Consider the following 10,929-nt stretch of genomic DNA (forward strand, 5'->3'; position numbering starts at 1 on the left):
AAAGGCCGCACAGCGCACTGAACTACCTTGCGCCGTCAGAGTTTGCGGCGAAACATCGAGCAACCGCGGACGCTCCTGCCGCTTTCCAGGAGTTGGTTTAAAGGGACTTTGCTAGAAGCCCATTGGCCCGATTGAAGGGGGCATGTCAGGGCTTGCGCGGCCGAGAGCCACGTTCCGGCGGCGAAACGTCTACTGCCAGTTCGAGTTGCACCGACAGCCCCAGGCGAGCTAGAACAGCTCGATGCAAAAGCAAAGCTGGTGACTAGCAGCCTGCCGAATGCCTAACTCAAGGCCTGGACCGCTTGGCGCCGTCCAGCTTCCGGTGAACCAACGATGCAAGCGTCAATATATCAAGCGCATCCTGTTCTGACATCGGCCATTCCACTTTCGGGTTATGCGCCAGCGGATTCCGAACAGTACCGAACAACCCCACAACGAGGTTCACAAATCCACGCTGCTCTCCCCGTTCAGTCTCTGTCTGAAGGTTGTTGATGGCTAATATTGGAGGACCCTCTTTGCTCAAGGCAAAGGCACGTTGGACCAGGTCTGCACCATCGCCGTCCAAACCAGAAAGAGTTCGAACTTTCGCGGCAATGCTCTTGGTCGCTTCACGCAACAACGGCCCTGCCAGTAATCCATCAGCGCATTTCGAAACAGGTCTTGCCCCACACGCTGTACCACCAGGCGCTCGGCCTCTGTGGATTGCGGGAGGCGCATCTTCTCGCGCCGGAACTGGTCGGCCACACGGTTTGGCATGGTTCTGGCAATGGCCGAGGCGCGTTGGAGCACGGCGTAGAGCTGGTCCAGGTCGGACACGGAAGCGGCACCGCCATCGGCGCCATCCAGCAGTAACGCAGCCGAAGCTGAGACGCGGAAACTGCCTCCCACGACATGCACAAGAATCGCTTCGGGAAACTGCGCGGACCGCAGCTCCATCCCGCCATCGTTCAGCAACACGGGCGTGCGCTCAAAGCCGCAGTCTGCAGCGGCCTTCTCCAGGCGAAGGCGCTCCAGCGGTGTCATACCGCGCCACCACATAGCTTTTCGTACCCAGCGCGAATCACTTGCCTTTGACCTCTGGTTGCTGCATGTACTCGGCGCGTACGCCGGGGTCATCACGGTGGAAGCCCAAGGCTTCGAAAACAGCGTTGGCGACCTCTTTCTCGCTCAAGACCTTCAAAGGCGACTTCTGGACCGCAGAGAGCAACGCGGAACGCGTCAGGAGCACTTGCAGGAAGTCATTAAAGTGCCCCGCCTGCAGTGCGGCATCTTGTCGGTTGTCGGAAAAACCTAGGACCTTCTTCGCCTCCGAGTCCAACTGCTGGTCTTGCTCATAGAGGTAGCGAAGCGCTGACAAAGTCAGCATCGTCGTGGCTGAACTACGACCCTCGCCGGACAGAGACGTCAGCCGCAGAACATCCTTGCCGGACGTAGTGTGGGTGGTGCCACAGACCGGACAGAAGCGGAAAGCGCCAGGGATGAACCAGGCACCCAGGCCCAGACCATCAGTAACAACGCCATCAGGGCGTACGGTGATTGCCTGAGGGATGAACTTGCGCTTGTCGGGTTTAACGCGCCACTCGCCATCCGCACGCTCCTCTACCCAACCCTCTGGGTATCGCTCTGGGTCTGATGGGTCCCAGCTCTCCAAACCAGGAAGCAGGTAGCCAAATTTAACCTCTTCATCGTCATGCTGCCGCTCCTCAATACCGCGCACGTTGAAGGTACGCCCCTCCGGACTCTCGGTGTCCCATACGGGCATGTACTCCTGGCCGCAGTCACGGCAAAAGTGGACGTGGTAGTAGCGACGGATGCGATTGGTGTCCCCCGAGACAAACTGCTGACCTTCGAGGGTGATGGCGCGGTGGCGGGGCGCTTCCAATGTCGCATAGACCTTGCCGCCGCCAGCAATGAACTGGTGAAGCTTGAACGCGAAGAGCGACTTGTCTGCGTCGTCCTTGACGGCGTAAGCAAGCAACATGAACTTCTGCAGATAGTCCAGGCAGATTCCGACCGGTTCACTTGATGCCTCATGCAGCAGTTGGGCCGCCTCCGCCAATGTTCGTGGACGTGCGCGCCGTGGCTTGTCATCCTCATAGGTCAGGCCGAGGGTCAGCTCTACCCAGACCGACACCGGATGCGATGCCAGTGAAGCAAAGTCAGTCTGTTCTGGAATACCTGCGCGAATGGCGTTACCCAAGCGAGTCGAGACCGTCGCAATGGTCTCTTCTTCCGGCGTGGTGCGACGAAGCGTCTCCGTGATGATGTTGCGGTCGGGGATTCTCGTACCGAATAGCCGCGAAGCAACGTCTGCCACGATGGCGTTTCTTGCCATTTGGGTGCCTTCGGTAGCCATCGTAGCGGACGTACCGATGCAGATAAGGTTCTCCGCCAAGGCCTCACGAACACGGCGCACCAGCAACGCCACGTCCGCACCCTGTCGTCCCCGGTAGGTGTGGAGCTCATCCAACACCAGAAAGCGCAAGCCCTTGGCATTGCGCATCACTGCCTTGTCGATGTCGTTCTGCCTGGTCATCAGCAGTTCGAGCATCATGAAGTTCGTTAGTAGGATGTCTGGCGGATTCGCGGCCATGGCCTGCCGCTCTTCGTCGGACTCCTGGCCGGTGTAGCGCCCGAACGTCACCGCCCGTTCCGCCGCATTCGACCCAAGGAACTTTTTCAACTCCTCCAGCTGGGAGTTGGCCAGAGCGTTCATCGGATAAATGACGATAGCCCTGGTCTTGGGGGCCGGGTCGACGGCCTTGGCCTTAAGGCACGCGTCGACGATGGGAATAAAGTAGCTGAGAGACTTGCCGGAACCTGTACCGGTGGTCAGCACATAGCTTTCGCCGGCAGCAGCCAGGCTAATGGCTTCCGCTTGATGCTTGTGCAGCGGCAAGGAGACCCCAGCCGATGAAGGCGATTTGCCAAGGCGGAAGATGTCGGCGCACTGGGCGCTCAGTTGAGCGGCGGCGACGAACTCCTCGACCGTTCCACCAGACCTGAAGTTCGGGTTGATTTGAATGAGCGGTTCTGGCCAGTATTTCTGGCTGGCGTATTGCTCATCGACGTAGTCCCGAATGTCGTCGGCTCGGATGCGAGTGAAGCTGCGAGTGAACTGCTCGTATTCGGCAACAATGTGCTCGCGAAACTGAAAGACGTCCATCAATTCCCCCGGTCGATTTAGCGGCTCTGTGGCCGTTTTGTCGGAATAGCGATACCGTGTTCGCCGCAGTGTTGCCGGACGAGCACTTCTATGAAATTGGCAATCGTTCTGTGCTCTCTCTCTGCGGCTAATCGAATCAACTCCTTCAGCTCGGGCGTAACCCTGAGATTCAGGGTGTCGGACTTACGTTCCATGGGTTGACTCGCCAGAGAAAAATGTACCGCGATTGTAACGCTGATGAGCGCCGAATCGGTGGTCCGGTGGCGCAAAGGAAGGGCGTTGCCGGAGGAAAGCCTTGAATCCGCGAGCCTGCATGAAAAGCCCGCTCACGGCGGGTGAACGGGTTTCGACATCCCGGCAAGACACAGCTGCCCGTTCCTAAGCAAGTACATCGTGAACCTGGCGGCGGACGCTCGGGTGCGGAAATCGAAACGACGGCGACGTCTTAGTCCTTTCCCGCTTTTGGTATTGCAGACAACGCTTCGTTGAGCGACTGCTTCTTTTGTCGAGGCTTGCTTGCGCGCTGGCGCGGTTTGGCCTGCCTTGTGAGCATCAGCGGGTTGATAGAAGGAACCGGCGCAATTGTGTCCAGCCACGCTTCGCGGCCCAAAGACTTAAGCACAGAACATAGGGTGCGCAACGACGACCCGTTGCCAGCCTCGAGATTCCGTAGCGCCCGAACGCTAATGCCAGCGCGCTCCGAGAGGGTGGCCTGGTCGATGTTGCGATGGATGCGGTAAGTTTTCAGATAGCCACCTATCTCGGCTTCCATTTCCCCTGGTGTAAGGTGTCTTCGCGTCACGACTTGCCCCAATCTCCAGCGAGCCATGAACGAATCCGCTGTCGGGCCGGTTCGTCGCTGATGCCACGCGCGGCGTCGAGAAGAACGAAGTGGTGTTGCAGTTCTCCAGGCTCCCGACCGAACTTATAGGCTCCGTGGACGGAATCGTCGATGGCCAACCAGTTCTTTAAGCCTTTCCCGTACGCATAGCTCGCGATGGCAGCAGTCCGGTCTGTCCCGCTTCTCAAGTCACCCAGGCGCGGCTTGATGTCTTTGGTTGTTCCGACTACTCGGCGTGCGAGCTCGGGTGGTAGAAACGCGACCACGTCATCGAGCGGCAGTGTTCGCAGCCAGGACGTAGTGAGCACAATCTCCACCGACGGATATGGCGCAAGCATTGTGACAAGCAGTGAGGCAAATTCGAACAATGGTCGGCCGGAATCGAGAGATATTTGATTCTGAGAGTCAATCAACGCGTGGCCGACATGCAATGTGCCGTCGAAGTCGAGGAAGAGCGTGGGGGTATGATTCTCCGGCGGGAGCTCCGCTGTACGCGCGCGCTTCTTCGCCGGCAGAGTGTCTGGTGACTCCGCGAGCCAGTTTGCCTTGTGACCCAAGGCCGCGAGAGCGATGCCGGCGCGAGCCTTGGGCATGACCATCATGGCCAGGCCGAATTCTCTCAACACCCTAAACATGATGTCAGTGTTCACCGGCTCTCCGTCCTCCAACCGGTTGAGTGAACGAGGGGAGAGGCGCAGGTAGGAAGCGGCGTCGGCTGTGCTGAGTCCGCATGCAATGCGCTGCTGGCGCACAAGTTGACCCAGTGCGACGCCATTCAGTGCCAGAGGGTTCAGAGAGCTTGAGCTCATAGTCGGCTTTCCGCTTCCGCTCGTGACAACACGAAGACCTGGCGGATGCCATCCTTCGGCTGCCGATATAGTCTCCGGATAACACCGGTCAGTCGCGAAGTCATCGCTGTGGCGTATGCAAGAACGCCTGCACTTGATTCGGTCTACGGCTGCAGGTCACTTTCCCAATCCTCAAGGTACGCTGTTACTGAAGCTGGATGTGTGAAGTCGAGTAAGGTGAATTGCGTCCGCCATCGGGCTACGAACTTGAAGAACTCCATACGTAAGCGAGTCATGATTTCCGGCGTGGCAGCCTCATTCAAGTCCGCGCCCGCAGCTTGCCAAAGACGATGGCTATACAAAAGGTATTCGATGTCGCAGTCCGCCTCGACGCCACACACAGCATAGGAATAGACGACCTCGCCATGCTGGTCTTCTGGAATTTGCTCCAGGGCGCAACCTCTTTCGACCCACTTCAACCCGAGCGCAACCGCCTCCTGCAAGTCGTTCGAGAAGTACCAGGTAACACCGTCGTCAGAGTCTTCGACGGCGTACGTGGGATTGCCAAAGCGCGCCCGGCTGGCCAGTAACTCGTCCGGCGTTTTGCACTTTGCCTTACCCAATGCCTGAACTATTGGCGGAATGTCTGCGACTATCTTCCCGAGCGATAGCGCAGGGACCGGCACGTGACGCTGGAGCGGAGCTCCACATTCATCGCCGCGAGATTGCATGTTGTTCACTCCCGGTACTTGGTCCCAAGCCTGCATTTCCGCTGCTACCACTGGAGCAGTGTCTTCATGCGCTGCAGGAGCCAGTCCAACTCAGCTGGCGATACCCACCCCTTCGATGCGACCGACACGCGTACCCGTTCAAGCGTCTCATCGGGCGAATGATGGGGATACTTCGCTGCATCCTTCTGAGCGGTGAGAAGCAATTGCTTGGTTAGGTCCTCGCATATCACCCAGCGCTCGTATTTCTCCTCTGGCGTCAGGCCTGCAACGTAGACGTTCCATGACAAGGCGACGCCAGCTTTGGGCTGCCCGCCGGGAACCACAGTTGGAAGCGTCGGCCGTGGGAAGTCGTCGGGTATGTCATTCAGGTTCATTTCTTGGGCTCCTGCAGCTGCTGGCGGGTATGTCGGGAGTGCCGTCTCACGCATGCGAGAGCGTCAACCCCTGAGATTGTTCATAGCGTTTTCGGCGACGAACGAACCATGAAATGGCGATTTGTCAAGCTGATTTGGTCGTTCGTGGCGCCTTCCAGATTCTACGAATTTCGTAGAGAAGCGCAATGCAAAATCTACGATATTCGCAGAATGGGAAAGAAAGAGCCGGTTACTGTATTCGGACGTCGATTGCGACAGGCAAGACGGCGCGCCGGCATTCCCCAAGACAAGCTTGGCGTTGAAATTGGCCTGGACGAAACTTCTGCGAGCGCACGCATCAGCCGATACGAGAGCGGAGTTCACCAACCTCCGGTTGAAATCGCTCAGAAGTTGGCGAAGGTACTCAAGGTTCCGACGGCATACCTCTATTGCGACAACGACGAACTCGCGGAGCTTCTCCTCTCTTGGCCGTACCTGATTAAAGCTGACAAGAAGGAGATTGGCTACATTATCGAGAACAGGCTGTTCTCGAAGGGGTTGCTCGAGAAGAAGTCATGATGGCCTGCGACAGCTTAGTTTCCGGATTAGCCCACTAACGAACTTGGCAGCTCTCTTACCGTCAAGCTTTATAGCGACGCAACGGTGGTCGGCGCTTACCAAGAATCAGTCTGTAACTGCAGGCCGAATTTTGCCGCCTCAACGACTCCTGACCCGGTAGCCGGCAACTTGTTGCCTAGCATACCAAGGGGTATTTACGATGCCGGCGCCCACTCCGTATAGAGTCGCAGCACGCGAGTGGAGGTGCGATTCAGTGCAGCGCGTATAAAGCACGCGAAACAACTCAAATGAAAATCGTGCTTTACGGCGCACCCCGTGTGGACAAGTCCGCTGCCCACAGCACAAGGCTGTGGACAGCCCCTTCGGGGTGCCGAACTTGCCCACACTCGAACACTGACGCGCCCCTTTCGGGGCTTGCCTCATATTTAGAAAGGGCCGAAAGACCTGCTCGTCGACAGTTCTGAGCAACATTTCTCGAATTTTGTGCCTTAAAGCAAACTGCCCGAGTTTCAACGGCGTGTGCTTGAAGTGCTACGCGAACCGCTGGAACTGGGCCATGTGACGATTTCACGCGCAGGGGGACATGCAACATTTCCTGCGACGTTCCAACTGGTGGCCGCCATGAATCCGTGTCCATGCGGCGACCTCGGTCATCCGTCGCGAAACTGCCGTTGCACCAGCGAGGCGGTGGCGCGCTACCGCAATCGTCTTTCGGGGCCGTTGCTCGATCGCATTGATCTGCATGTGGAAGTCCCCGCGCTGAGTGCCGACACGTTCGCCGCGCCGGCCACCGGCGAGCGCAGCGAAGCGGTGGCCGAGCGGGTACGGCGCGCGCAAGAACGTCAGGTGTCGCGTCAGGGTCAGTTGAATTGCGGCCTGTCCAATCGCGCGCTGGAGGCGCAATGCGCGTTGGCGCCTGCTGCGCAGGAAGTCCTGCACCATGCGGTGACGCAACACCACTGGTCTGCGCGAACCTATCACCGCGTGTTGCGTGTCGCCCGCACCATTGCCGACCTTGCCGGTCACGATGCCATCGATGCGCATCACGTCGCCGAAGCCGTGCAGTATCGCGAAGCGCCCGCATAAGCCCATAGGCACATAAGCCCGCTTAAGCGCACATGAGTCCACATAAGCCCACATAAGCCCGCTTAATGCCCCATAAGCACGCCCGGGTGTGCGCCGCCGCGCGCATGCGAGCGCCTTACTCCAATATGAAGGAGTCGAGGAACTGATCGACCTGTTCTTTCGTTGGGGGCTTTGTCGCCATCACGACAACCTGATAGACGTGATTGCCGCGCCCGACGAAACGCGCGGTCACGAAGCGCTCGGCCCGCTCGCCCCGCTCGTCCCTCCCGCCCGCCGCGCCTTGCGCGGAGATCGCCTGCCCGGGGAGTGCGGGCGCGTCGCCCGCCTGACGCACCATCACCTGCGACGGCACAGCGGCGCTCTCGTTCACATTGGCGAGCAAGCCTTGCCGGAGTTCGTCGACGACCGTCTGGCGCAGCGTGGCGTCGTCGTTCGGCAGCGTGACCACGCCGACGGCGAAGAGCGCAGCATCCACGCGGGCGGCTTGCATCCGCATGGGCAGCGGCCCGGACGCGAACTTCACTTCGCGTTCGTCCTGCGTGGGCTTGGCGGGATAGGTCACGGCATACGCGCCGTCCTTATCGTGAACCTCGCGCCAATCGTAGCGAGGAGAACAGGCGGCAAGCAGGGCAGTTGCGGCAAGCATTACGCAGGCACGGACAACGCGATTCATGGCGATGGACGGAGGTCGGAGATGTGAAGGGCCTCATTATCCGCCAGGCGTCGCCGCAGGGAAAACGCGTCGGAGCGGATCCCGGTATGATCGACGCCATGAAATCCTTCCCCGCCCGCCTTAGCCGCTCGTCGCCATTACCGGTCATGCGTCATGCGAGGACCGAGTGGCCGTGGACCGCCCGCCGGCTCACACGCTTTGCTGCGGTGGCTTGGCGCGACATTGGCTCGCGTGTTCGCCTGTCCGGTTCGGTATCGCAGACGTCCGTAAAGGCGCTCGTCATAATCGCCTCGGCGTTCGTTGCATGCATTGCAAGCGTCGCGATCGCCGCGCCGCCGTCCGGCGCCGGGACGGCGATGGGCGGCTCGAACGTCGGTGCCGAGGTCGGCAATGGCATGAGTGGCATGGATGGCATGGGTAGCGTGGGTCGGATTGGCAGCATTGGCAGCATTGGCGGCGGTGACAACGCCGGCACAACGGCGAACCTCACCGCTGCCGTGCCATCCGGGCTTGAACTGGCGCAGGCCACCGGCGTCACGTATCCGCGTGAAGGCGCGGGCGCACCGGTGCCACCCGACAGCAGGAGCGCGACGCGGCAACCCGCAGCCGTGCCGCTCGCCACGGACTTCGCGGCACACGCGCGTCGGGCCGCCTCGCTCGACGCGCCGTTGATCGTGCTGGTGTCGTTGCGCGACTGCGTCTATTGCGGCCCGATCCGTCAACGCGAACTCGCACCGCTGGTGCGCAGCGGCAAGTACGAGGTGCGCGAGATCGGCATGGACAGCACAACGCCGGTGCGCGACTTCGACGGGGCGACGACCACGGGCGTCGCCTGGGCACGCGCACACGGCGTCAAGGTATCGCCGACTGTTTTGTTCCTCGACACGAACGGCCGCCCCGTCGCCGACCCGCTGATCGGCGCTGGCCTGCCGGACTTCTACGGCGCCTATCTCGACGACGCCATCGCCCATGGCCGCGCCCGTCTGCCCACGGGGAGCGCAACCACGACACGCTGAGATTCAGAGTAGAATCGACGTCGATCCGTCCTCCCGCAATCCATCACTCGGCTGTGTCATGAGCGCTACGACCTCCCGCAAGTCTCCTCTCGGCAAGATCATCGCGATTGCGATCGTCGCCGCCGTGGCCATCGCCGCCTACTTCACCTTCGCCGGACAGAAGCGCGCCCCTGACGCCACTTTCACATTGCTCTCGGGCCAGAAACTCGGCACCGAGCAACTCAAGGGCAAGGTCTATCTGGTCAACTTCTGGGCGACGAGCTGCGTCACGTGCATGAAGGAAATGCCGACGATGGTGAAGACGTACGAGAAGTACAAGGATCAGGGGCTGGAATTCGTCGCCGTGGCGATGAGCTACGATCCGCCGATGTACGTGATGAATTACGCACAGACGCGTCAGTTGCCCTTCAAGGTGGCGATGGACTCGGACGGCAGCGTCGCCAAGCAATACGGCAACGTGCAACTCACGCCGACGACCTTCGTCGTGGACCGTAACGGCAAGGTGCTCAAGCAGTACGTGGGCGAGCCGGAGTACGCCGAGCTGAACAAGCTCATCGAGACGGCGCTGGCCAAGCAGGCCTGACGCACCGCGATCGCGACGCTATCGCCCACCGTAGCCCCGCCATACCGCCACCAGGCATCGTCATGCCCCGAACAGAAAAACGCCCTGCGTGAACTGCACCCCAGAAGTTGGATGTAACGCCAATCTTCCGGGTGTTTTTCATGACGAAGTCAGACGCATTAAGCAGCGGCACGACATCGCACGCAATCGAAAACTCCGCGCCAAAAAAGCAAAGCATTTTCCCAATATCCGTCAGTCACGCAGCATGCGTTCGCCGCCAAACGCACGTGGATAAACCGCGTCGCGAATGCGCGTCAAAATGCCGCAATCTCCCCCCCGATCGCGTCACGGCATTCCTCGCAGAATCCACATCACTCTCCCTCTTTTGAAGGTGCATGATGTGCGAGACAAAACTCCCTGCGGTGCCGGCCTCTGCGCGACGCAAATTTCTTCGAGGCTCCGGCGCGCTCGCGGCCGCCGTCACGGGACTGACCAGCGGTGCTGCCGTCCCGGCCTTCGCCACCCAACCGCCCAAGCCCCACAACGTTGTCACACCGGACGACGCCATCGCACGATTGATGCAAGGCAATGCACGATATGTCGCCGGACTCATGCGTCGCCATGATTTCGCATCGGAGCGGGAAACGCTCTCGGAAGGACAAAACCCTTACGCGGCATTGCTCAGTTGCGCGGATTCGCGCGTCGCACCGGAGTTTGCGTTCGACAGCGTGCGCGGCGACCTGTTTACCACACGTGTGGCGGGCAATATCGCCAGCGAGGAAGTGACGGGCAGCCTCGAATACGCTGTCAGCGTTCTCAAGGTGCCACTCATTCTCGTGTTGGGCCATGACAAATGCGGTGCGATCGATGCGGCCCTCGGCGCGTATGCGAAAGGCACGATGTATCCCGGCAGCATTCAGTCGCTCGTACAGCGCATCAAGCCCTCGGTGAAGAAGATCGACCGCACCGGCCCCGACCCGCTGGATGCGGCCATCGCACAGAACGTGCTGGACAACGTGAGCGCCTTGCGCGAGACGTCCGCCATCTTGCGGGAGAGCGAAACGAAAGGGACGTTGAAGATCGTGGGTGGCATGTACCGCCTCGCCAGCGGCAAGGTCGAGCTGATCGGATGAG

General features: G+C 60.1%; 14 protein-coding genes. 5 read left to right on the forward strand and 9 right to left on the reverse strand.

What is annotated here, in order from left to right; genetic code table 11:
* Positions 1–286 precede the first annotated feature (286 nt).
* The 8 genes from PAN31108_RS03085 to PAN31108_RS03115 all read right to left on the reverse strand — a co-directional run bounded on the left by PAN31108_RS03085 (position 287) and on the right by PAN31108_RS03115 (position 5,900).
* Positions 287–619 (reverse strand): TIGR02391 family protein, encoded by a 333-nt coding sequence (locus PAN31108_RS03085; protein ID WP_306440128.1) that lies wholly within the window; start codon positions 617–619, stop codon positions 287–289.
* Positions 520–1,023 carry a hypothetical protein gene (locus tag PAN31108_RS26690; RefSeq protein ID WP_246183749.1) on the reverse strand — a complete coding sequence of 168 codons (504 nt, stop codon included), beginning with the start codon at positions 1,021–1,023 and terminating at the stop codon, positions 520–522. The genes PAN31108_RS03085 and PAN31108_RS26690 overlap by 100 nt, the downstream gene beginning before the upstream one ends.
* Positions 1,024–1,060: 37 nt before the next feature.
* Positions 1,061–3,166 carry a DEAD/DEAH box helicase gene (locus PAN31108_RS03090; RefSeq protein ID WP_150667445.1) on the reverse strand — a complete coding sequence of 702 codons (2,106 nt, stop codon included), beginning with the start codon at positions 3,164–3,166 and terminating at the stop codon, positions 1,061–1,063.
* A 17-nt stretch (positions 3,167–3,183) separates the two neighbouring features.
* Entirely contained in the window at positions 3,184–3,360 is a 177-nt protein-coding gene (locus PAN31108_RS03095; protein WP_150667446.1) for a type II toxin-antitoxin system antitoxin, read from the reverse strand.
* Between the two features lie 251 nt (positions 3,361–3,611).
* On the reverse strand, positions 3,612–3,938 hold the full coding sequence (locus PAN31108_RS03100; RefSeq protein ID WP_150667447.1) for a helix-turn-helix domain-containing protein: 327 nt from the start codon (positions 3,936–3,938) through the stop codon (positions 3,612–3,614).
* 26 nt (positions 3,939–3,964) lie between these two features.
* Positions 3,965–4,816: an HAD domain-containing protein gene (locus PAN31108_RS03105; protein WP_246183750.1), complete on the reverse strand. Its 852-nt coding sequence runs from the start codon at positions 4,814–4,816 to the stop codon at positions 3,965–3,967.
* Between the two features lie 143 nt (positions 4,817–4,959).
* The gene (locus PAN31108_RS03110) at positions 4,960–5,526 is read right to left on the reverse strand and encodes a transposase (RefSeq protein ID WP_246183751.1); all 567 of its coding nucleotides are present in this window, start codon (positions 5,524–5,526) and stop codon (positions 4,960–4,962) included.
* A gap of 44 nt (positions 5,527–5,570) precedes the next feature.
* The gene (locus PAN31108_RS03115) at positions 5,571–5,900 is read right to left on the reverse strand and encodes a hypothetical protein (protein ID WP_150667448.1); all 330 of its coding nucleotides are present in this window, start codon (positions 5,898–5,900) and stop codon (positions 5,571–5,573) included.
* 210 nt (positions 5,901–6,110) lie between these two features.
* On the opposite strand from PAN31108_RS03115, the gene PAN31108_RS03120 reads away from it, so the two are divergent.
* Together PAN31108_RS03120 and PAN31108_RS03125 are read left to right on the forward strand one after the other, a co-directional pair.
* Positions 6,111–6,458, forward strand: a complete 348-nt coding sequence (locus PAN31108_RS03120; RefSeq protein WP_150667830.1) for a helix-turn-helix domain-containing protein — start codon at positions 6,111–6,113, stop codon at positions 6,456–6,458.
* Positions 6,459–6,977: 519 nt separating this feature from the next.
* On the forward strand, positions 6,978–7,544 hold the full coding sequence (locus PAN31108_RS03125; RefSeq protein WP_246183752.1) for an ATP-binding protein: 567 nt from the start codon (positions 6,978–6,980) through the stop codon (positions 7,542–7,544).
* A gap of 115 nt (positions 7,545–7,659) precedes the next feature.
* On the opposite strand, the gene PAN31108_RS03130 is transcribed toward PAN31108_RS03125, so the two are convergent.
* The gene (locus PAN31108_RS03130; protein ID WP_150667450.1) at positions 7,660–8,190 is read right to left on the reverse strand and encodes a hypothetical protein; all 531 of its coding nucleotides are present in this window, start codon (positions 8,188–8,190) and stop codon (positions 7,660–7,662) included.
* A gap of 125 nt (positions 8,191–8,315) precedes the next feature.
* Here PAN31108_RS03130 and PAN31108_RS26695 point away from each other — a divergent pair, with 125 nt between their 5' ends.
* The 3 genes from PAN31108_RS26695 (at position 8,316) to PAN31108_RS03145 (ending at position 10,928) form a co-directional block, all read left to right on the forward strand.
* Complete coding sequence (locus tag PAN31108_RS26695; RefSeq protein ID WP_246183753.1) at positions 8,316–9,233, forward strand: thioredoxin domain-containing protein; 918 nt, start codon at positions 8,316–8,318, stop codon at positions 9,231–9,233.
* A 58-nt stretch (positions 9,234–9,291) separates the two neighbouring features.
* The gene (locus PAN31108_RS03140) at positions 9,292–9,816 is read left to right on the forward strand and encodes a TlpA disulfide reductase family protein (RefSeq protein ID WP_150667451.1); all 525 of its coding nucleotides are present in this window, start codon (positions 9,292–9,294) and stop codon (positions 9,814–9,816) included.
* 374 nt (positions 9,817–10,190) lie between these two features.
* Entirely contained in the window at positions 10,191–10,928 is a 738-nt protein-coding gene (locus PAN31108_RS03145; protein ID WP_150667452.1) for a carbonic anhydrase, read from the forward strand.
* The last annotated feature ends 1 nt before the right edge of the window (position 10,929 follow it).

It is taken from the genome of Pandoraea anhela (assembly GCF_902459655.1).
Classification (GTDB): Bacteria; Pseudomonadota; Gammaproteobacteria; order Burkholderiales; family Burkholderiaceae; genus Pandoraea; species Pandoraea anhela.